The organism is Arthrobacter sp. 9MFCol3.1 (genome assembly GCF_000620385.1).
Lineage (GTDB): Bacteria > Actinomycetota > Actinomycetes > Actinomycetales > Micrococcaceae > Arthrobacter.
Map to the genome: position 1 here is coordinate 490,152 of NZ_JIBJ01000003.1, position 19,997 is coordinate 510,148.

The window sequence follows — 19,997 nt, forward strand, 5'->3', positions numbered from 1 at the left end:
TGACCGTTCCAGTGAAAGGCCATCGCAATGTCCTACCCCGTTGAGCAGAACGAGAAATTTGCCGCCTACGCCCACCCCGACCGCCTGGTGTCCACCGAGTGGTTGGCCACGGCGATCGAGGACGGGGCCCTCGACGGCGGCAATCTCGTGGTGGTCGAATCCGATGAGGACGTCCTGCTGTACGAGACCGGCCACATCCCCGGCGCCGTGAAAATCGACTGGCACACGGACCTCAACGACGAGGTGACCCGCGACTATGTCGACGGCGAGGCCTTCGCCGCGCTGGCCGCGGCCAAGGGCATTTCACGGGACAGCACGGTGGTCATTTACGGCGACAAGTCGAACTGGTGGGCCGCCTACGCCCTGTGGGTGTTCACGCTCTTCGGCCACGAGGACGTCCGGCTCCTGGACGGCGGCCGGGACAAGTGGATCGCGGAAGGCCGGGCGCTCTCCACCGTCACGACCGTCGCCACCCCCGCCGACTACCCCGTCGTGGAGCGGGACGACGCCCCGATCCGCGCCTTCAAGGATGACGTCCTGGCGCACTTCGGCAAGCCGCTGATCGACGTCCGCTCGACCGAGGAGTACACCGGCCAGCGCACCCACATGCCCGCCTACCCGGAAGAGGGCGCGCTGCGTGGCGGCCACATCCCCACGGCGGCCTCCATCCCCTGGGCCCGCGCGGCGGCCGGCGACGGCACCTACCGGAACCGCGGCGAGCTCGAGGCCCTCTACCTCGGCGAGGCCGGGCTGAACGAAGGCGACGACGTCGTGGCGTACTGCCGGATCGGCGAGCGGTCCAGCCACACCTGGTTTGCGCTGAAGTACCTGCTGGGCTTCGAAACCGTCCGGAACTACGACGGCTCCTGGACCGAATGGGGCAACGCCGTGCGCGTCCCGATCGTCAAGGGCGCCGAGCGCGGCGCGGTTCCGGCCGGCCGTTAGCCGCGGGCACCATGGAGCGGGACCGGACGCGACAGGGACACAATCGGCGCGCGTGCGTAAGCTGGGAATGATGAATACTTCAGCCCTCCCCGCCGCGCTGGCGGACATTGTCGACGATTTCCAAGCCCTGACCGAAGCAGAGCGGCTGCAGCTGCTCCTCGAGTTCTCGCAGGGGCTTCCCGAACTGCCGGAGCGGCTCCGGGACCACCCGGAGCTGCTCGAGCAGGTCGTGGAGTGCCAGACGCCGCTGTTCCTCACCGTCGAGACCGAACAGGCCGACGGCGCCGCTGCCGAGCGCGTCCGGCTCTACTTCAAGGCACCCAAGGAGGCCCCGACCACCCGCGGGTTTGCCGGAGTGCTCCACGAAGGACTCGACGGCCTCAGCGCCGCGGAAATCCTGGCCGTCCCGGACGACATGCCCGAACTGTTGGGCCTCACCCGGGCCATCACCCCGCTGCGCATGCGCGGAATGACCGCCATGCTCGGCCGGATCAAGCGCAAGGTCGTCGCGTCCGAAAACCGGCGGCAGCCGGCACAGTCCTGATCTCCGGCCCCACAACAGGCAGCCGACATGGCCCGCAAGCACGCGTCGCAGGGAACCCCGGCCACCGCAGCACTCGCGGCCGCCGGGGTTCCCTTTGTCGCCCACCCCTACACCCATGACCCCGCGGCGGCCAGCTACGGCCTGGAAGCGGCGGAAGTGCTCGGCGTCGACCCTGCCCGGGTCTTCAAGACCCTGATGGTCGACGTCGACGGCCGGCTCGCCGTCGGCGTCGTGCCCGTGAGCGGCAACCTTGACCTCAAGGCGATGGCCGCGGCCTTGGGCGGCAAGAAGGCAGAGATGGCCGACCCTGCCGCGGCGCAGCGGCGGACCGGATACGTGCTCGGCGGCATCTCACCGCTCGGCCAGCGCCAGGCCTCCCCCACCGTGGTGGATGACAGCGCACTGGCGCTGGAGACCATCCTCGTGTCGGGCGGACGGCGCGGCCTGGACATCGAGCTGGATCCGGCCGAGCTCATTCGGCTCACGGCCGCCCGCACCGCAAGAATCGGGACCCGGCGCGACTGACCGGCGTCCTCGCCGAGACGAAACACTGCCGTGAACTATCAGTGAACTGTCAGTCCGCCGCGGCGTTCCCGGCCGCCGGCTCCTGGTCGCCGGGGTTGGCGCGGGGCGCCAGCTGCTGCCGGAGCCAGGCCGAGACCTGACGCTCCCAGCGCTCCGGGTCCACGTTCCATTCCTTGGTATGCAGGGCCCTGTCGAAGGGCTCGAAGGTGACCATCTCGGGGTTTTTCTCGGCCAGCGCCGCGGAGGGCCCGTAGGGTACGTATTCGTCGTCCACGCTGTGCACAATGAGGGTCGGCGTCCTCAGCTCCACGGCCCGCGAGACCCAGTCCATCGCTTTGAGGTCGACGGGCGCGGCGAGCCCGGTCAGCCGCCGGCCCAAGCGGTGGCTGAGCATCAGTTGCCCGTAGCGGCCCACGGAGGACGGGATCCGGTTCAGCTCCGCATGGTGGGCCAGCACGTCGACCCAGTTGATCACCGGCGCGTCCAGGACCATGGCCCGGATCAGGTGGCGGTGCCGGGACAGGTCAGCCGCCTGGAGGCAGATCGCGCCGCCCATCGACCAGCCGAACAAAACCACCTCGCGGGCGCCCTGCTGCACGGCGTAGCCGATGGCGGCCTCGACGTCGCGCCATTCGGTGGAGCCCAGGCCGTAGCGCCCGTCGCCGGCTGACGGGGCCAGGCCGTCGTTTCGGTAGGAGATCAGCAGGCTGGACATGCCCAGTTCGCTGGCGGTCCGGACGGCCCGCAGCCCCTCCTGCCGGGTGGCCCCGCGCCCGTGCACCATGATCGCCCAGACATCCCGGGCCACATCCTCCGCCGCGGCCGGCACGGCGCGGACGAGCCAGGCCGGCGCGGTCCCGGCGTCGACGTCGATCAGCACGTCCTCCACCGGAAGCCCCAGCGCGGCCGGATCCGGATAGGCCGCACCGCTCCACCAGCCCCGCCGGGCGGTGGCCATGTCCCCGCTGTAGACGTGCTCGACCTCGCGCAGCACGGTGCGTTCGGCCGGCGAGTAGGACAGGATCCGGCCGATCCGCGCATGCCCGCGGCCGCCGTCGAAGAAGAACCCGTACACTCCGTCCACCGTGGCGTCCGGCGTGGCGGCGAAAATGACCCGCAGCGCCCGCCCCTCGCGGATGACGGCCAGCACCTCCTGGTCCTCCGCCCGGAACCGGGCCGGGGTGATGACGCGGCGGGCGAAGTAGAGGGCGAGGGCGGAGGAGCCGGCGGCGAGCACGCCCGCGGCGGCGCTGCCGCCGATGATGCCGCCCAACGCCCACTTGGCGCTGCCGGACGTCGCGGCGCCGGGGGCTGCAGCAACGGGCACTGCTGCTCCGCGGGCAACGGTCCGGCGGGCAGCGGTCTGGCGGAGGTCCCGGCGGAGGTCCGGGCTGAGGCGCAAGGAGGATGCCATGGCACCATTCTTACCGAAGCGCAGCCCAACCATGGCATTCGCCGGGTTTCAGGCGCACGGCCGGGCCGGCACAGACACGCCGGGGCCGGGTGGGACACAACCATGCAGGTCAAGACGAGCGCGACTAGGCTGGGGTCATGAGTGATCCAATCGTCATTTTGACAGAAGAGCCCCTCGGTGCGGATGACCGCGTCAATATCGAAACCCTGGTTGCCGGCGGTGATGCGCCCCTGCTGATCCTGGTGCCGGCCAACACCGAGCGGCACCTGGTCGTGGATTTCCTGGAAAACCTTTCCATGCTTGAAATCGCCAAGGCCTTCCGTGAACTGACGGCACACTCCGATCCCGCCGTGGAGCGGGCCGAAGCAGCCGACACCCTGGCGGCCTCGCTGGCCGCGCTGGCCGGCCTGGGCGGCGGGGTCTCAGGCGAAGTTGTCGAGGGCAAGGCCGTTGACGGCCTGGTTGCCAAGGTCAAGGAACTCAGCGCCGGACAGGCCGTGGTCATCACCCGCCCGCACGCCGTGGCTGACACGTTCCACACCGACTGGGCCACCAAAGCACAGGACAAGCTGGGGCTGCCCGTCCTGCATCTGTACGCCGGTTCGGGATTTATCGGGGACTCCTGAGCGTTATTGAGGCTATGAGCATCTTTAACAGGCCCAAATCCGTGCCCGCCACCGAACCAGCGACCGAACCCGCAGCCGACCCCGCCGCCACGGCGTTTGACCAGATGCCGGCCGGGACGCCGGCCGAAAAACCTGTCGAAAAGACGGATGCCCAGTGGCGCGAGGAACTGACTCCGGAGGAGTACCGCGTGCTCCGTCAGGCCGGCACCGAGCGGCCGTACACCGGCGAATACTGGGACACCCACACCCGGGGTGTCTACAAGTGCCGGGCCTGCGGCACCGAACTCTTCACCAGCAACGAAAAGTTCGACTCGCACTGCGGCTGGCCGTCGTTCTGGGCGCCGCTCGCCGAGGGCACCGTGCGCTACATCCATGACCGCACCATGGGCATGGACCGCGTGGAAGTCCGCTGCGCTACGTGCGATTCCCACTTGGGGCATGTGTTCGACGGCGAGGGCTACGGCACTCCCACCGACCAGCGCTACTGCATCAACTCGGTGTCCCTGAAGCTCGTTCCCGCGGACGACGCCGGGCAGTAGCCGGCAGCCCTGCCTCTCCTTCCGCTGGGACGGCCTTTCAGAATCACTTGCCACAGACTTTCTTATGCTCAAGGCAATTTTGCATTAGAGTCTCTGCTTGCTTGCTACGCTCGATCTAGATCCAGCGACACGCTCCACAGCAAACAGAAAGGCGACCGTCGACGATGACCACGACCGCTCTTACCGCCCCCGCCCCGATCACCGCCGGCAACCAGGAATGGCTGCGGCTCAAGGCTGCCGCCACCGCCCTGCGCGCCCTCCAGGTCCAGGACGGATCCGTGCCGGATGCCGAAGCCCACGAAGCCGCGGCGGACTACGTAGACACCATCACCGCGGCGGTCGCGGCCCTGGCCCCGTCCTTCCCCCATGACGCGAACTACCTGGACCTGCTGGTCACCGACTTCGGCCGCTGGGCAGCCGGCGGCTTTGGCGTCCCGGACTTCCTGGATTCCCTGCAGGCCTTCCAGCCCCAGCAGCACCGGGTCAACGGACTCCAGCACCTGGTCGTGTTCCCCATGTACACCCAGAACGGCAGCAGCAGCCGCCTCGTCGAGGCAGTGCTGATCGAGGTCATCTGGCCCGAGTTCATCGGCGGCCTGGAAACGGGCGAATACTCCAACAAGCTCTTCGTCCCGATCCGGTTCCTCGACTTCACCGCGGGCTACGACACCAACTCCGCCGTTCTCTTCCCCGAGACCGTCGCCGTCCGCGAGACCCCGACGTTCACGTGGGGCGCGATCTTCGCCGACCGCGAGGCAGCCCGCTTCCGCCGCGTCCTGCGCGCCGCCGCCGAGATCACCTCCCTGCAGCTGCCCGACGACGCCGCCGCACTGCTGGAGGACCAGGAGCTGACACAGGAAACGTTCGTCATGTGGGACCTGATCCACGACCGCACCCACATGCGCGGGGACCTGCCCTTCGACCCGTTCATGATCAAGCAGCGCATGCCGTTCTTCCTCTACTCGCTGGAGGAGCTGCGCTGTGACCTCACCGCCTTCCGCGAATCGGTGAAGATCGAGAAGGACGAGGACGCTGACCCGGAGGCCCGCCGGCACGCCAAGCTGGTCCAGTACGCCGTGATCTTCGACCGCATCTTCCGCTTCGCGATCACCGGCACGCGCGTGCGCAACTATGACGGCCTTGGCGGCCAGCTGCTCTTCGCCTGGATGCACCAGCACCACGTCCTGCACTGGACCGACAGCAAACTCAGCATCGACTGGGACGAGGCTGCCGGCGTCGTGGTTGAACTCGGTGCCAAGATCGAGGAACTGTACTGGCGCTCGATCGACCGCCCCAAGATGGCCCACTGGCTCGCCGCCTATGAGCTCATCTCCGGTACGGTCACGCCCAACCCGGCCTCGGTCTGGGCCAAGGGTCCGGACGCCCTGCCCCTGGACGGTCCGCCCCGCGGCCTCACGGACCAGGTCCTCGACGACGAGTTCCCGCTCTCCATGTTCTACGAGGCGCTGGAGAAGAAGATGCGCCCCGTCATCGAATCCACGGCCGGCATCACAGGGTCCTCAGATACCGGCGAAGCTGACGCCACCCGGGCCCTGAACGCCGGATGAGCGCCGGACGCACTTTGAACGTGCTGGTCACGGGGGGCAGCGGGCCGTCGGGAATCGCGACGGCCCGCGCCCTGCGCGACGCCGGCCACAGGGTCTTCACGGTCGGCTCGGATGCCGCGCGCATCGAGGCAGCGGCCGCTGAGGCCGGCCACGGCGTCACGCCGCTCGTGTGCAACCTCGCCAGCCTGGCCGACGTCCGCGCCTTGCGGGAACGCATTGCCGGCCTGGCCGGACGCGTCGACGGCGTGGTCCACCTGGTGGGCGGCTGGCGCGGCGCGAAAGGCATCACGGACCAGAGCGACGACGACTGGGACTTCCTGGAACGCAACGCCGTCACGACACTGCGGAACGTCACCCGCGTCTTCTTCGACGACCTCGCTGCCTCTGACGCCGGACGCTTCGCCATGGTGTCCTCCACGGCCGTGAGCGCCCCGACGGCGGCCGGGGCGAGCTACGCCGCGGCCAAGGCTGCCGCCGAGGCCTGGACCCTGGCGGTCGCGGACGGCTTCCGCCGGGCCCACGCCGCGACCGCCGGCACCGGCACTCCCGGACAGAACAGCGCCGCGCCGCGCGGCGCCGCCGTCATCTTCGTGGTCAAAGCCCTCGTCAACGCGGAAATGCGCGCCAAGGCCCCGGACCGCAAGTTCCCGGGCTTCACGGACGTGGCTGACCTGGCCGCGGCCGCAGCCGGACTCTTCAGCGCTCCTGCCGGCGACCTGAACGGCCAGCGGCTGCTGCTCAGCCACTGACCTGGCCCAGCGGCTGCAGCCCAGCATCTGCGGCCCGGATCCAGCGCCCCGGGCTTAGCCCCGGCGGCCCGACCTCTTAGACTGAAAGCGTGAGCAAAACGATGACCAGCACAGTTGAAACTGTCCCTGCCGGCACTGCGGTGCGGCTCCACGATCCCTCCGTCCGCGGCTTCGCCTCGGACAACTATTCCGGCGTGCACCCGGAGGTTCTCGCTGCCCTGGCCGCCGCCAACGAAGGCCACCAGGTTTCCTACGGCGAAGACGACTACACCACGCGCCTGCAGCAGCTGATGGAAGAGCACTTCGGTGAAGGCATCGAGTGCTTCCCGGTGTTCAACGGCACGGGAGCCAACGTCCTGTCCCTGCAGTCGCTGCTCCCGCGCTGGGGTGCGGTCATTTGCGCCTCCACCGCCCACATCAACATGGACGAAAACGGTGCGCCGGAGCGGATCGGCGGCATCAAGCTGCTGCAGGTCCCCACCACCGACGGCAAGCTCACCCCCGCACTGATCGACCAGGAAGCCTGGGGCTGGGGCGATGAGCACCGTGCCCAGCCGCTGGCTGTGTCCATCACCCAGACCACCGAGCTTGGCACCTGCTACACGCCGGAGGAGGTCCGGGCCATCGCTGAGCATGTCCACGCAAAGGGCATGAAGCTGCACATGGACGGCGCCCGGCTGGCCAACGCCGCCGCCCACCTGGGCGTCCCGCTGCGGGCCTTTACCCGCGACGCCGGCGTGGACATCCTCTCCTTCGGCGGCACGAAGAACGGCCTGCTGTTCGGCGAGGTTGTGGTCGCCCTGAACCCGGAGGCCGCACACGGCCTGGTCTACCTGCGCAAGATGAACATGCAGCTTGCCTCCAAGATGCGGTTCATGTCCGCCCAGTTCATTGCCCTCCTCGAGGGTGACCTGTGGTTGCGCTCGGCCTCCCACGCCAATGCCATGGCCGCCCGGCTGCGCGCCGGCGTCGAGGCGATCCCCGGCGTCGAACTGACCCAGAAGACCGAGTCCAACGGCGTCTTCGCCGTCCTGCCGGCCGGTGTTGCGGACCGGCTGCGCAAGTCCTTCCGCTTCTACGACTGGAACGAGGCGGCCCGCGAGGTCCGCTGGATGTGCTCCTTCGACACCACCGAGGATGACGTTGATTCCTTCATTGCGGCCATCAAGCGCGAGCTCGCCGCTGCCTGAGCCGTGCACGGCTTCCCCTGCCCGGCGGCGAGCCTGCCGGGCAGGGCTCCGGCCGTTGCATAACCTTCCAAGGTGAGCTCCCTCGATCAGGTTCCGGCAGATTTCCTCTTCGCCCTGGGGACCCTTCGGCAGGCACGGTGCCGCAGCGAGCTGCACCTGGACGAAATTCCGGCCCCGTCCAGGCTGGCGCCGTTCGCGGTGGCCCTGGGCGCGGAAGTGATCGGCCCGGGCGAATCCCCCGCCGGCGGACCGGTCCACGGCCCGGCCGCCGCGGCCCTGGCACGGGCGACCGGCAGCGACGACGTCGAGCTGGCCACCGGGCGCTTCATTCTGCTCCACGATCCCGACGGCTCTGCCGTGTGGGACGGGGAATTCCGGATCGTCACCTACATCCGTGCCCAGCTGGAACCCGAGATGGGCAACGACGAACTCCTGGGGTCCGTGGCGTGGACCTGGCTGGTCGAAGCGCTGGAGAACCATCAGGCTCCGTACCGCTCCGCCGGCGGCACCGCCACCCGGGTGCTCTCGGAGAGCTTTGGAACGTTGTCGGACCGGCCGAATTCAATCGACATTGAGCTCCGGGCCTCCTGGACCCCGGCCACCCCGGACATCACCTCGCACCTGGAGGCGTGGTCGGACATGGTCTGCACCTTCGCCGGACTGCCGCCCCTGCCCGAGGGCGTGACGGCCCTTCCCCGCCGCCCCCGCGGACACGCATGAGGCGGCTGTTCGGCCGCGGTCACGGCCTTATACGCCATGTTGTCGGTAAACTGTAGAGACCATGACCCCTCAGAATCCGGAAACCAGCACGGCCGGCGCCAATCGCACTACGGCCGAGGCTGCTGACACCACAGCCCACATCACCGTGGAAGGCTTCGACAGCCTGGTCCCTGAAGTGATCGACCTCGACATTCCCCGCGACGGCGTGCCGCTGGTCATTGAAACCCAGTCCGGACTCGAACGTTGCGCCGCGGCTCTCGCGGCCGGCCACGGCCCTGCGGGCGTCGATGCGGAGCGGGCCTCGGGCTTCCGCTACGGCCAGCGCGCCTTCCTGGTCCAGATCCGGCGCGAAGGCTCAGGGACCTGGCTGATCGATCCCGAACCTTTCGGGGACCTCAGCATCATCAATGACGCTTTGCGCGGCGTCGAATGGATCCTGCACGCCGCGAGCCAGGATCTGCCCTGCCTGTCCGAACTCGGCATGTGGCCGGACAAACTCTTCGACACCGAGCTCGCCGCCCGCCTGGCCGGGCTGCCCCGGGTGGGCCTTGCCGCCGTCATCGAACAACTCCTGGGCTTCGGCCTGGCGAAGGAACACTCCGCCGCCGACTGGTCCACCCGACCCCTGCCGGAACCGTGGCTGCGCTATGCCGCGCTCGACGTCGAAGTCCTGACCGAGCTGCGCGAGGAACTGATTGAGCTCCTCGTGGCGGACGAAAAGCTGGAATACGCCGAGCAGGAATTTGCCGCCATCCTCGAGGCCGGACAGGCCCCGCCGCGCGTTGATCCGTGGCGCAAGACGTCCGGACTGCACCAGATCCGGGACCGCCGCCAACTGGCCGCAGTCCGGGAGCTGTGGCTGGAACGCGATTCACTGGCCCAGAAGCGTGACGTCGCCCCCGGCCGGCTGATCCCCGACTCCGCGCTCGTCGCCGCCGCCAAGGCGATGCCCTCCACGGTTCCCCAGCTTCTGGGCACCAAAGGCTTCCACGGCCGCGCCGCGCAGCGGGAAGCCCCCCGCTGGCTGCGCTGCATCGGTGTGGCCCGGGCCCTGGAGGACCTGCCGCCCCTGCACCTGCCCACCAACGCTCCCCCGCCCCCGCGCGTCTGGGCGGACCGGGACCCGGAGGCGGCCGCCAGGCTGGCCACGGCCCGTCCGAAGCTCCAGGCCAAGGCCGAGGAGTTGAACCTGCCGGTGGAAAACCTGCTGACCCCGGACTATCTTCGGCGGGTCGCCTGGCGTCCACCGGCAGAGTGCAGCGAGGAAGGCGTGGCCGAGGAACTGGCGAACCTCGGAGCGCGCCAGTGGCAGATCGAAATCACGGCCCCGCTCATTGCCGAGGCCTTCCTGCACCCCGAGCCGCTGCCCGCGAAGGAGCCCAAGGCCGCCGCGGAGGCGCCGTCGGGTTCCACGGCCTAGCAGGTCTTTTTCGGGGCTGCCCAATTCCTCCTTGCCAGCTATGTTACTGGCGAGTAACATGATGCATGATGTCGTTCGGACCCTCCCGCCTGTGGCAACCCCTGCCCAGGGCTTATTGCCGCTAGCGCGGGTCCGGCACCATGTCTCAATGAGGAGTACGCCGTGAGCCAAGCCCGCACCAGCGGAAAACCCAGCAGCGCAAACCCGAGCACCGGAAGAAGCAGGACCGTGCGCGACGTCGTCTTTGTCGACGGCGTCCGCACCCCGTTCGGCCGCGCAGGCGAAAAGGGCATCTACGCCGGCACCCGCGCCGACGACCTTGTGGTCAAGTGCATCCGCGAACTGATGCGCCGCAACCCCTCGCTTCCGGCGGACCGGATTGACGAGGTCGCGATCGCCGCCACCACCCAGACGGGCGACCAGGGCCTGACCATCGGCCGCACCGCTGCCCTGCTGGCCGGGCTCCCCCGCACCGTGCCCGGCTTCGCGATCGACCGCATGTGCGCCGGCGCCATGACCGCCGTCACCACGACGGCGAGCGGCATCGGCTTCGGCGCGTACGACGTCGTGATCGCCGGCGGCGTGGAACACATGGGCAACCACCCGATGGGCGCCGGCGCGGACCCCAATCCGCGCTTCATGTCCGAACGGATCGTGGACCCCGCCGCGCTGAACATGGGGAACACGGCCGAGAACCTGCACGACCGCTTCCCGGCCATCACTAAGGACCGCACCGACGCCTACGCCGTCGCCTCGCAGGACAAACTCGCCGCAGCCTACGCCAACGGCCAGATCCAGCCCGACCTCGTGCCCGTCGCCACCATGAAGCCGGGCCGGGGCTGGACGGTCAACACCGTGGACGAACCCCCGCGCCCCGGAACCTCACTCGGGGACCTGGCCACGCTCAAGACGCCGTTCCGCGCCCACGGCCGGGTCACGGCGGGCAACGCCGCGGGCCTGAACGACGGCGCAACCGCAGCTCTGCTGGCCTCCTCCGATGCCGCCGAGGAACTCGGGCTGCCGGTCAGGATGCGCCTGGTGAGCTATGCCTTCGCCGGCGTGGAACCTGAGGTCATGGGCATCGGCCCGGTCCCGGCGACCGAGAAGGCGCTCAAGAACGCCGGACTCGGCATCGGGGACATCGGCCTGTTCGAAATCAATGAGGCCTTCGCCGTCCAGGTCCTGAGCTTCCTGGACCACTTCGGGATCGCCGACGACGACCCCCGGGTCAACCGCTATGGCGGCGCGATCGCCGTCGGGCACCCGCTGGCGTCCTCGGGGGTCAGGCTGATGAACCAGCTGGCCCGGCAGTTCGAGGAGGACCCCTCGGTCCGCTTTGGCATGACCACCATGTGCATCGGCCTGGGCATGGGCGCCACCGTAATCTGGGAGAACCCGCATCACGCGGATTACGGCACCGAAGCACCCGCCGCAGCACAGCAGGCAGAGACCACGACCACCGAGACTGGAGCCACAGCATGAGCGTCGCTGATTTCCGCAAGCTTGCCGACCTCTTCCCCAACGAGACGGTCACCCACTCCTATGTCCAGGACATCGAACTACCCGCCGTAGGTGGGAAGACTGCTGACGGCAAAAGCCCCGGCACCTTCGCGCTGGTCACCCTCGACAACGATCTGGACCACTCCAAGCCCACCACGCTCGGACCCAACACGCTGATCGAACTCGGCACGGTCCTGGAAGGGCTGAAGGAACGCGCTGCCCGCGGCGAGATTGTCGGCGTCGGCGTCACCGGCAAGCCGTACTTCCTCGTGGCCGGCGCCGACCTGTCCACGGTCAAGTCCGTCAGCGGACGTGAACAGGGCCTGTGGATGGCCCAGCTGGGCCACGAGGTCTACTCCACTCTGGCGAACCTGGGCGTGCCGAGCTTCGCGTTCATCAACGGCCTGGCCCTAGGCGGCGGCCTGGAGATCGCGCTGCAGTCCACCTACCGCACGGTTTCCACCGGCGCCGGCGCACTGGCCCTTCCCGAGGCGTTTATCGGACTCATCCCGGGCTGGGGCGGGGTCTACATCCTGCCGCGGCTGATCGGGCCGGAGAACGCCCTCAAAGTCATGATCGAAAACCCGCTGAGCAACAACCGCACGCTGACCGGGCCGCAGGCCTACCAGCTGGGCATGGCGGACGCGATGTTCGAGCCGGCCGACTTTGTGGAACAGTCGCTGGCCTGGGCCGCGAAAGTCATTGCCGGTGCCGTGGCGCCGGAGCGGGCGAACGCCGTGGACCCGTCCGCTCCGGAGGTCGCCGCCCGCTGGGCGGCCGCCGTCGCCAAGGGCCGGGCGTTCGTGGAGGCCAAGACCTCCAACGCTTCCCCGGCGCCCGCCAAGGTCCTGGACGTCATGGAGGCCAACCGCACCCTGACCCAGGCGCAGTCCGCTGAGCTCGAATGCGAGACGCTGGCGGACCTGATGCAGACCGACGAGTTCCGCTCCACCGTCTACGCCTTCCTGGACCTCGTGCAGCGGCGCTCCAAGCGCCCCGCCGGCGCCCCGGACCGCAAGCTCGCCCGGCCTGTCACGAAGATCGGCGTCGTGGGCGCCGGGCTGATGGCGAGCCAGCTGGCCCTGCTCTTCGCCCGCCAGCTCAAGGTTCCGGTGGTGCTCACGGACATTGACCAGGCCCGCGTGGACAAGGGCGTGGGCTACGTCCACGCCGAGGTGGACAAACTGCTGGCGAAGGGCAGGATCAGCCCCGACGCCGCCAACCGCACCCGCGCGCTGGTCACGGGATCCGTTTCCAAGGAGGCCTTCGCCGACGCCGACTTCGTCATTGAGGCCGTCTTTGAGGAACTCAACGTCAAGAAGCAGGTCTTCAAGGAAGTCGAGGCGATCGTCTCGGACGAGTGCATCCTCGCGACCAACACGTCCTCGCTGTCCGTCACGGCGATGGCGGCGGACCTTGAGCACCCGGAGCGCCTGGTCGGCTTCCACTTCTTCAACCCGGTGGCCGTGATGCCGCTGCTGGAGATCGTGCGGGCACCGAAGACGGACGACGCCGTGCTGGCCACCGCGTTCGAGCTCGCCAAGGGGCTCAAGAAGTCCGCCGTGCTGGTCAAAGACGCCAGGGCGTTTGTGGTCAACCGCGTCCTGCTGCGCCTCATGGGCGAAGTCACCGCGGCTTTCGACGAGGGCACACCCGCGGACGTGGCAGACAACGCGCTGCGGCCGATGGGCCTGCCCATGACGCCGTTTGTGCTCGGCGCCATGGTGGGCCTTCCCGTGGCGCAGCACGTCCAGGAATCGCTGCACGCGGCGTTCGGGGACCGCTTCAGGGTTTCAGAGAACCTGCAGGCGCTGATCGACAACGGTGTGAAGTCCATTTGGGCCGTTCAGAATGGGGCACCCGTGCCGGGTCCGGACGGCAAGCCGTTCATCCCGGCCGAAACGCTGGCGTTGATGACCTTCGGCAGCAGCCCGTCCACCGGCGAGGAGGTGCTGCGCCGGACGCAGGACGCGCTGGCGGAGGAAATCGGACTCATGCTCGAGGAGGGCGTCGTGGCCGGCCCCGAGGACATTGACCTCTGCATGATCCTCGGCGCGGGCTGGCCGATGTTCCTGGGCGGTATCACCCCGTATCTGGACCGGGTGGGCGCCTCGGAGCGGGTCAACGGGAAGAAGTTCCTGGCCCCCGGCGTGGCCTCAGAACCGGTCTAAAGCACTTCACCCGCTCCTGCTTTGTGTTGGCGTCGCCGCCCGGACTTTGGTCCGGGCGGCGGCGCTGCTTTCGTGAGGGCCGGTCCATGCCGTGGCGCCATGGCACTGTTAGCCCCCGCAGATCATCCGCACGTTGCCGTCGGGGTCCTTGAAGTTAAGCCACCGGCTGTCCCGGATCTCCGTGACCTCCGGGCCCATGGCCTGCAGGTGGACGCGGGCAGCCTCGCGCCCACCCCGCTGCCCCGTCAGACGTCCCGCAGGCTCCCGCCGCTGAGTTCCAGGACGCGGTGCGCGTTCCTCCGTGCGTACCCCAGGTCATGGGTGACCATGACGACGGCGGCGCCCCGCGCGGCGGCGCGGCCGACGGCGCCCTGCAGCGCCTCGAGCCCGTGCCGGTCCAGCCCGACGGTCGGCTCGTCCAGGGCCAACACTGCAGGTTCGCGGGCAAGGACCGTGGCCAGGGCGAGCAACCGCTGCTGGGAGGCGGACAGTTCAGCGGGGTGTGCCTCCTCGGTACCGGACAGGCCCACCTCGGCCAGCGCCGCCCGGGACCTGGCCTCGGCGCCGGCTTTCCCGAACAGCTGCCGGAGTCCGAATGCCGCTTCCCGCAGGACAGTCCGTTCGAAGAGCTGGTCCCGGGGGTGCTGGAACAACAGGCCCATGGAGGCCGCGACTTTTCCCACCGGCACGCCGGCAATGCTGCGGCCGCAGACCAGCACGTCCCCTTCCGTGGGCCGGAGCAGCCCGTTGAAATGGCGCAGCAGTGTCGATTTGCCGGCGCCGTTGGGCCCGGTCACGGCGATGATCCCGCCCGGGCGCACAGCGAAGTCCACGTCCCGGAGGACCCGGTCCTGCGCACCGGTCCCGGGCAGCCGCGGGTCCCGGGCGTAGCCGAACCCAACCCCGCGCAGTTCCAGCGATGCCGGCCCGGGACCGGGCGCCGCCGCAAGCACCGGACGGGGCCGGCGGACTCCGGCGGCAACGCCGGACCCAGCGGACCCCACGGCGCCCGACCCAATGCCGCCGGGCCCAACAACGCTGGACTCGACACCGCGCGGCCCGTGTACCCCAACCACTCCAGCGCGCTCCAGTTCGGCCGAACCGGCCAGCTGCGCGGGCGTCCCGGCCGCGGTGACCGTCCCGCCGTCGAGCGTCGGCTGGGCGTCTAGGATCGTCCAGTGCGTGGCTTCCCCGGCGAGCCGGTCCGCCGCCTGGCTCAGCAGGACGACACCGGTCCCGGCGGCGCGGAGGCTGCGGACCAGGTCCTCGACTTGCGCAGCTCCGGCCGCGTCCAGCGATGCCAGCGGCTCGTCCAGGATGAGCACGTCCGGTTCCGTGATGACGGCGGAGCCCACGGCGAGCCGGCGCAACTCGCCTCCCGATAGCGTGGCCGGGTCCCGGTCCAGCAGGCGCGAGAGTCCCGTGCGGGCGGCGGTGCGCTCCACCGCGCGGAGCATGTCCTCCCGGGCCGTCGCGCGGTTTTCCAGGCCGAAGGCCAGCTCCTCCGCGACTGTGGCGCGCACCGAGGAGAGCATCGCCGCGGCGTCCTGCGGAACGAAGGCCACGCGGCGGGACCACTCGGCGGGGTTGATCCGGGGGTCGTCGGGCACGCCGCGGAAGTCCAGCACGGTGCCGCCGAGCTCCAGGCTGCCGCGGAATTGTCCGGCGTGACCGGCCCGGAGCCAACCGGCCAATAGTTTGCCCAGCGTGGATTTTCCGCTCCCGGAGCCGCCCAGGACGGCGGTCAGGGAACCCGGCGTGACGGAGAGCGCGGTGTCCCTTAGCACCGGGGTGTCCTCGCCGTGGAACGTGAACGCCTCGATCCGGATCTGCAGCGCGGTTCGGGTGGTGGCCGTCATGACGGCACCCCGGCCGGCCAGGAGGCCACGATCCGTCCGGCGACAGCGGCCGCCGCGAGCACGAGCGCGGCAGCCCGGAAGAGCCGCTGGGCGGGCGGGTCGGCGACTTCGCGGTAGCTGGTGCGGGGTCCCGGGCTGCCGAAGCCGCGGGCGTCGAGCGCCTGGGCGCGGCTGCCGGCGTCGTCGATCAGGGCGAGGACCAGCGGCACCATCTGCAGGCGGAGGGCGCCGAGGCGTGACAGCAGGCCGCGTCCGACCACCATCCCGCGGGTCTCCTGGGCCTGCCGGATCCGGTCCAGGCGGCCCGCGACGGCGGGCAGGAGGGTGAGCGTGGAGGCCAGGACGAAGCCGAACTGCGGTGGAATCCTGCGCCCGGCGAGGGCCGAGACGAGGTCGGGGACGCTCACGGTGAAGGAAAAGAGCAGGAATACCAGCACGCAGGCCGTGGTCCTCGTTCCGAGCTCCAGCGCGAAGCCCAGGCCCTCGGCCGTGACCCTGGCCGGGCCCCACTGGGCCAGCACGGTCTGGCCTTCAGGGAAAAAGAGGCCGTGCAGCACCAGCAGGGACAGGCACAGGGGCGTCAGGATCACCGCTCCTGCGGTCAGGACACGTCCCGCGACGCCGCGGCGCGCGGCAAGGGCCACCGCGCCGAGGGCCACGGCGACAGACAGCGGCCAGTACGCGGCCGCCGTCGTGACGACGGCAGCGCACGCGGCGAGGGTCAGCGTGGTGAAGGGGTGCAGCCGCTGTTTCATGGTCGCTGTGTCAGAGTCGCTGTGTCAGAGCGTCGCAGTGTCAGGGTGTCCCGGCCGCCGCGGGGCTCAGGCGTCCGCTGCCGGGGCCTTGCCGGCGAGCACCCGGTAGCGCCGCACGAAGGGGAACTGGAAGGTGGTGCGACGGGGCAGCGCGTAGGCGAGCAGCGCCGCGATAGTGAAGACGATCGCCTTGTCCATGGGGTCGGAAATCAGCGCCTGCTTGGTGATGGCGGCCAGGAGGGTGTCCCCCATGGCGCGGAAGGCGCTGACGATCGCCCCGGTACCCAGACCCGACGTGCCGCCAAAGACGAACGCGGCGATCGGGGCGGAGACGACGCCGGCCAGGATGCCGGTGACGAAGCCGGCGACGGGGGCGAGGTAGAAGCGGCGGAACAGGCCGCCGCGGGCGGCCATGCCGGCGAGGAAGCCGATGAGGGCGGCACCGGCGGCGAACGGCAGGACAGTGGGGTTGAAGAAGGACCAGACGATGCTGCTCAGCGCACCCGTGGCGGCGCCGGCGGCCGGCCCGGCGAGGATGGCGATCAGGACGGTGCCGATCGCGTCGATGTAGAACGGCAGGCCCGTGCTGCCCATCAGCTGTCCAAGGACGACGTTCAGGACCAGGGCCACCGGGATCAGGACCACGGTGGAGGTGGGCAGCGCCGGCAGGACGGCCACAATCAGCAGCACAGCACCGAGCAGGAAGCCGCCGAGGGCGACGAGGGCCGAGAAACTTGCCGGGCCGTTGGCAATGTCCGCGGGCTGGGTCAGCACCAAGAAGACGTACGTGGCGGCGATCGCGGCGGCGCCGGCGATTTCGAGCAGGCGGCGCCTGCGGCCGGCCGCCTGTCCAGGGGCAGTGATGGTCAGGGCTGGCTGTGACATGGGGGGTGTTCCTTTGGCTGGGTGCAACAAGTTCCGCCTCATGTCACCTCGGCGCAGCTACCATCCTAGCGAGCGGCGACCATTCTAGCGATCTGCAGGCCCGCCCGGGCGCTCCCCGCCTCGGCTCGGCAAGGATGTCCGGTTTCAGCCCGTCGGCGCCCGGGGTCCCACGGCGTGCGCGAGGGCGCCGACCGAGGAAATCAATTCGTCGAAGCAGTGCCCGGGGTTGTTGTCGAAGACAATCCTGGCGTTCGGCGCCAGCCCCCACAGCCCGCGGAAATCGGCCACCGTGGTGCCGATCAGCAGCGGGGACTCGGTTTCGACGTCGACCGTGGCCAGCCGGGTGGCGAACGGTGTGCGCCCCGCGGCGGCGCAGGCCGCGAAGGCGTCGTGCACGTGCGCCACATAGCCCTGGTCATAGAGCCGGTGAAATTCCATGTAGAAGCGCAGGGCATCGGACAAGCAGGCGACGAGGGGGTTCCCGGACTGGCTGCGCTGGCCTTCGGGCTGCTCCGGGAGGACGAGTTCGGGCTCCGGAGCGCCGGCGGCCTCGCCGAGGCGGCGCAGGTGCTCCGGGTGCATCTCGATCCGCTCGGTCATTTCCAAGGAACACAGGATCGGCAGCTTGTCCTCGGGCAGGCCCCGGTAGGCGGCAAACACCTCCTTGGCGGCATGCGGGTCCACCGAAGTATTCCATTCGGCCGTCGGGGTGGTGTTCCCCTGGTAGTAGAAGCTGCCGCCCATGATCACGAGTCCCTTCAGCAGCCGGGGAAGTTCCGGTTCCCGGCGCAGGGCAAGGGCGAAGTTGGTCAGCGGTCCGGTGATCAGGCCGGTGAGCTCCCCCGGGTGCGCCCGCACCTCGTCCACCCAGACGTCGACGGCGTGCCGTGCCGAGATCTGCTGGTGCGGCGGCGGCAGTTCGGCGTAGCCGATGCCCTGCGGCCCGTGGGTCTCCTCGGTGGTGACCAGCGGGATCTCCAGCGGGACCTCGGCGCCGATGGCCACCTCGATGCCCTCGCGGCCGCAGAGCTCCAGCAGGGCCAGGTTGTTCAGCGCCACCTGCCGGGCGCCCACGTTCCCGGCGGTGCATGTGATCGCCTGGACGTGGACCTCGGGCCGGGACAGCAGGTAGACCAGGGCCAGGGCGTCGTCGATTCCGGTGTCGACGTCCATGAGGATCGCATGCGTGACGGCAGGGCCGGCCGCGGGCTCGCCCCCGGCGCCGTTCAGATCCGCACCATTCAGGCCCGGACCGTTCAGAACAGCGCCACCTTGGGCGTGCGCGGGAAGAGGTCGTCCAGCTCGGCGAGGTCGGCATGGCTGGGTTTCCAGGCCACGGCGGCGGCATTCTGGCGCACCTGCTCCGGCGTGGTGGCGCCGGCGATGACGCTGCTGACGGACGGCTGGGCGGCAAGCCAGGAGAACGCCACCTGGACTTCGTTGAGCCCGCGGTCGGCGGCGAACTTGCCGAAGGCACCCAGCTGTTCCCAGTCGGCGTCGTGGACCAGGTTGGTGCGGGTGTGGCTGAGCCGGCTTCCCTCGGGGGCGTGGCCGGCGGAGTATTTGCCGGTGAGCAGGCCGTTGGCGAGCGGGAAGTACGGCAGGACGCCCAGGCCGTAGGCCTCGGCCGCCGGGGTCACCTCGAGCTCGGCGCGCCGGTCCAGCAGGTTGTAGTGGTTCTGGCTGGAGATGAAGCGGGCTCCCCCGCGGGCGCGCGCCACGTACTCGGCCTCGGCGATCTGCCAGCCGGCCCGGTTGGAGTGGCCGATGTAGCGGACCTTGCCGCTGGTGACGAGGTCGTCGAGGGCCGAGAGCGTCTCGTCGATGGGCGTGAGCGGGTCCGGGGTGTGGAACTGGTAGAGGTCGATCCAGTCCGTGCCGAGCCGGCGCAGCGAGGCCTCCGCCGCCTTGATGATGTAGCGGCGTGATCCGCGCGCACCGAAGTCCTCGCCGTTGGTTCCGCGCATATCCATGCCGAACTTCGTGCCGATGACCGCGTCGCCGCGGCGGGCACCGAGGGCTTTGCCGAGCATTGACTCGCTGAGGCCGGGCTCGCGGCCGTAGGCGTCCGCGACGTCAAAGAAGGTGATCCCGGTGTCGAGCGCCGCATGCACGACGGCGTCGGTGCCTTCCTGCGATTCAGTCACGGTCCCGGACCGGCCCAGGTTGTTGCAGCCAAGTCCCACGACAGAGACGGACAGTCCGGAATTTCCAACGCGGCGGTATTCAGTCATGGTTTTAGCCTATATTGCCCCGGCGGGTGTCCCGGCCAGGCCGCCGCGGGCGGCGGAGCGGGACCGCCTCTACCCTGCCGGCAGCTTCAGTCCGTGCTCGTCCATGGCGTCCTGGAGCTGTGCGAGGGTGCGGGGGCAGACGCCCGGCATCCCGGCGAGCCGGCGCCGGCCAAGCTGCACGAGGTGTTCGAGGGTTTCGACCCCCGCGTGCGCGAGCGATTTCCGCGCCGGCGCCGCGAGTCCCGCGGGCAGCGGGGTGCAGCCTGGTTTCGAGGGTTTGCGCGTCATTGCGTTGCCTTTCAGTCCGTGCCCCCAAACTGGTGTGAGCCGTGCCCGGCTCCTTGCCCGTGCTG

General features: G+C 69.7%; 19 protein-coding genes. 12 read left to right on the plus strand and 7 right to left on the minus strand.

Annotation, left to right across the window (positions count from 1 at the left end; genetic code table 11):
* Positions 1-27 precede the first annotated feature (27 nt).
* The 3 genes from C560_RS0102360 to ybaK all read left to right on the plus strand — a co-directional run bounded on the left by C560_RS0102360 (position 28) and on the right by ybaK (position 2,014).
* On the plus strand, positions 28-945 hold the full coding sequence (locus tag C560_RS0102360) for a sulfurtransferase (protein ID WP_018772447.1): 918 nt from the start codon (positions 28-30) through the stop codon (positions 943-945).
* Between the two features lie 70 nt (positions 946-1,015).
* On the plus strand, positions 1,016-1,489 hold the full coding sequence (locus tag C560_RS0102365; protein ID WP_197026094.1) for a SufE family protein: 474 nt from the start codon (positions 1,016-1,018) through the stop codon (positions 1,487-1,489).
* Between the two features lie 27 nt (positions 1,490-1,516).
* Complete coding sequence (gene ybaK, locus C560_RS0102370; protein ID WP_026536988.1) at positions 1,517-2,014, plus strand: Cys-tRNA(Pro) deacylase; 498 nt, start codon at positions 1,517-1,519, stop codon at positions 2,012-2,014.
* 49 nt (positions 2,015-2,063) lie between these two features.
* Here the strand turns inward: ybaK and C560_RS0102375 are convergent, their stop codons facing one another.
* Positions 2,064-3,428: an alpha/beta hydrolase family protein gene (locus C560_RS0102375; RefSeq protein WP_026536989.1), complete on the minus strand. Its 1,365-nt coding sequence runs from the start codon at positions 3,426-3,428 to the stop codon at positions 2,064-2,066.
* 137 nt (positions 3,429-3,565) lie between these two features.
* Between C560_RS0102375 and C560_RS0102380 the strand changes: the two genes are divergently transcribed.
* From C560_RS0102380 to C560_RS0102420, 9 genes are all read left to right on the plus strand, one after another.
* Positions 3,566-4,054, plus strand: coding sequence for a hypothetical protein (locus tag C560_RS0102380; RefSeq protein WP_018772443.1), 489 nt, complete (start codon positions 3,566-3,568; stop codon positions 4,052-4,054).
* A 104-nt stretch (positions 4,055-4,158) separates the two neighbouring features.
* Complete coding sequence (gene msrB, locus C560_RS0102385; RefSeq protein WP_043422396.1) at positions 4,159-4,593, plus strand: peptide-methionine (R)-S-oxide reductase MsrB; 435 nt, start codon at positions 4,159-4,161, stop codon at positions 4,591-4,593.
* A 164-nt stretch (positions 4,594-4,757) separates the two neighbouring features.
* Positions 4,758-6,161 (plus strand): DUF6421 family protein, encoded by a 1,404-nt coding sequence (locus C560_RS21075; RefSeq protein ID WP_043422275.1) that lies wholly within the window; start codon positions 4,758-4,760, stop codon positions 6,159-6,161.
* Positions 6,158-6,910: an SDR family oxidoreductase gene (locus C560_RS0102395; protein WP_026536991.1), complete on the plus strand. Its 753-nt coding sequence runs from the start codon at positions 6,158-6,160 to the stop codon at positions 6,908-6,910. Before C560_RS21075 ends, C560_RS0102395 begins: the two co-directional genes overlap by 4 nt.
* Before the next feature lie 101 nt (positions 6,911-7,011).
* Positions 7,012-8,100: a threonine aldolase family protein gene (locus C560_RS0102400; RefSeq protein ID WP_026536992.1), complete on the plus strand. Its 1,089-nt coding sequence runs from the start codon at positions 7,012-7,014 to the stop codon at positions 8,098-8,100.
* Between the two features lie 72 nt (positions 8,101-8,172).
* Complete coding sequence (locus C560_RS0102405) at positions 8,173-8,820, plus strand: DUF3000 domain-containing protein (protein ID WP_026536993.1); 648 nt, start codon at positions 8,173-8,175, stop codon at positions 8,818-8,820.
* A 61-nt stretch (positions 8,821-8,881) separates the two neighbouring features.
* Positions 8,882-10,240, plus strand: coding sequence for an HRDC domain-containing protein (locus tag C560_RS0102410; RefSeq protein ID WP_026536994.1), 1,359 nt, complete (start codon positions 8,882-8,884; stop codon positions 10,238-10,240).
* Between the two features lie 162 nt (positions 10,241-10,402).
* A complete protein-coding gene (locus C560_RS0102415) occupies positions 10,403-11,722 on the plus strand; it encodes an acetyl-CoA C-acyltransferase (protein ID WP_051532956.1) in 1,320 nt (439 codons plus the stop codon).
* Positions 11,719-13,911 (plus strand): 3-hydroxyacyl-CoA dehydrogenase NAD-binding domain-containing protein, encoded by a 2,193-nt coding sequence (locus C560_RS0102420; RefSeq protein WP_026536996.1) that lies wholly within the window; start codon positions 11,719-11,721, stop codon positions 13,909-13,911. The genes C560_RS0102415 and C560_RS0102420 overlap by 4 nt, the downstream gene beginning before the upstream one ends.
* A 245-nt stretch (positions 13,912-14,156) precedes the next feature.
* Here C560_RS0102420 and C560_RS0102430 read toward each other — a convergent pair whose 3' ends face one another.
* The 6 genes from C560_RS0102430 to C560_RS0102455 all read right to left on the minus strand — a co-directional run bounded on the left by C560_RS0102430 (position 14,157) and on the right by C560_RS0102455 (position 19,932).
* Entirely contained in the window at positions 14,157-15,770 is a 1,614-nt protein-coding gene (locus C560_RS0102430; RefSeq protein WP_026536997.1) for an ABC transporter ATP-binding protein, read from the minus strand.
* On the minus strand, positions 15,767-16,525 hold the full coding sequence (locus C560_RS0102435; RefSeq protein WP_026536998.1) for an energy-coupling factor transporter transmembrane component T: 759 nt from the start codon (positions 16,523-16,525) through the stop codon (positions 15,767-15,769). Before C560_RS0102435 ends, C560_RS0102430 begins: the two co-directional genes overlap by 4 nt.
* A gap of 66 nt (positions 16,526-16,591) precedes the next feature.
* On the minus strand, positions 16,592-17,410 hold the full coding sequence (locus C560_RS0102440) for a hypothetical protein (RefSeq protein WP_026536999.1): 819 nt from the start codon (positions 17,408-17,410) through the stop codon (positions 16,592-16,594).
* Positions 17,411-17,554: 144 nt separating this feature from the next.
* The gene (locus C560_RS0102445) at positions 17,555-18,583 is read right to left on the minus strand and encodes a nucleoside hydrolase (protein WP_043422278.1); all 1,029 of its coding nucleotides are present in this window, start codon (positions 18,581-18,583) and stop codon (positions 17,555-17,557) included.
* 83 nt (positions 18,584-18,666) lie between these two features.
* Complete coding sequence (locus C560_RS0102450; protein WP_026537001.1) at positions 18,667-19,644, minus strand: aldo/keto reductase; 978 nt, start codon at positions 19,642-19,644, stop codon at positions 18,667-18,669.
* 69 nt (positions 19,645-19,713) lie between these two features.
* A complete protein-coding gene (locus tag C560_RS0102455; protein WP_026537002.1) occupies positions 19,714-19,932 on the minus strand; it encodes a hypothetical protein in 219 nt (72 codons plus the stop codon).
* Positions 19,933-19,997: the final 65 nt, after the last annotated feature.

What these genes read in the sequence shown, in the direction of transcription:
- C560_RS0102360 (WP_018772447.1), top strand. Translation starts at nt 28, where the DNA reads ATGTCCTACCCCGTTGAGCAGAACGAGAAATTTGCCGCCTACGCCCAC.
- C560_RS0102365 (WP_197026094.1), top strand. Translation starts at nt 1,016, where the DNA reads ATGAATACTTCAGCCCTCCCCGCCGCGCTGGCGGACATTGTCGACGAT.
- ybaK (WP_026536988.1), top strand. Translation starts at nt 1,517, where the DNA reads ATGGCCCGCAAGCACGCGTCGCAGGGAACCCCGGCCACCGCAGCACTC.
- C560_RS0102375 (WP_026536989.1), bottom strand. Translation starts at nt 3,428, where the DNA reads ATGGCATCCTCCTTGCGCCTCAGCCCGGACCTCCGCCGGGACCTCCGC.
- C560_RS0102380 (WP_018772443.1), top strand. Translation starts at nt 3,566, where the DNA reads ATGAGTGATCCAATCGTCATTTTGACAGAAGAGCCCCTCGGTGCGGAT.
- msrB (WP_043422396.1), top strand. Translation starts at nt 4,159, where the DNA reads ATGCCGGCCGGGACGCCGGCCGAAAAACCTGTCGAAAAGACGGATGCC.
- C560_RS21075 (WP_043422275.1), top strand. Translation starts at nt 4,758, where the DNA reads ATGACCACGACCGCTCTTACCGCCCCCGCCCCGATCACCGCCGGCAAC.
- C560_RS0102395 (WP_026536991.1), top strand. Translation starts at nt 6,158, where the DNA reads ATGAGCGCCGGACGCACTTTGAACGTGCTGGTCACGGGGGGCAGCGGG.
- C560_RS0102400 (WP_026536992.1), top strand. Translation starts at nt 7,012, where the DNA reads ATGACCAGCACAGTTGAAACTGTCCCTGCCGGCACTGCGGTGCGGCTC.
- C560_RS0102410 (WP_026536994.1), top strand. Translation starts at nt 8,882, where the DNA reads ATGACCCCTCAGAATCCGGAAACCAGCACGGCCGGCGCCAATCGCACT.
- C560_RS0102420 (WP_026536996.1), top strand. Translation starts at nt 11,719, where the DNA reads ATGAGCGTCGCTGATTTCCGCAAGCTTGCCGACCTCTTCCCCAACGAG.
- C560_RS0102430 (WP_026536997.1), bottom strand. Translation starts at nt 15,770, where the DNA reads ATGACGGCCACCACCCGAACCGCGCTGCAGATCCGGATCGAGGCGTTC.
- C560_RS0102435 (WP_026536998.1), bottom strand. Translation starts at nt 16,525, where the DNA reads ATGAAACAGCGGCTGCACCCCTTCACCACGCTGACCCTCGCCGCGTGC.
- C560_RS0102440 (WP_026536999.1), bottom strand. Translation starts at nt 17,410, where the DNA reads ATGTCACAGCCAGCCCTGACCATCACTGCCCCTGGACAGGCGGCCGGC.
- C560_RS0102445 (WP_043422278.1), bottom strand. Translation starts at nt 18,583, where the DNA reads ATGGACGTCGACACCGGAATCGACGACGCCCTGGCCCTGGTCTACCTG.
- C560_RS0102450 (WP_026537001.1), bottom strand. Translation starts at nt 19,644, where the DNA reads ATGACTGAATACCGCCGCGTTGGAAATTCCGGACTGTCCGTCTCTGTC.
- C560_RS0102455 (WP_026537002.1), bottom strand. Translation starts at nt 19,932, where the DNA reads ATGACGCGCAAACCCTCGAAACCAGGCTGCACCCCGCTGCCCGCGGGA.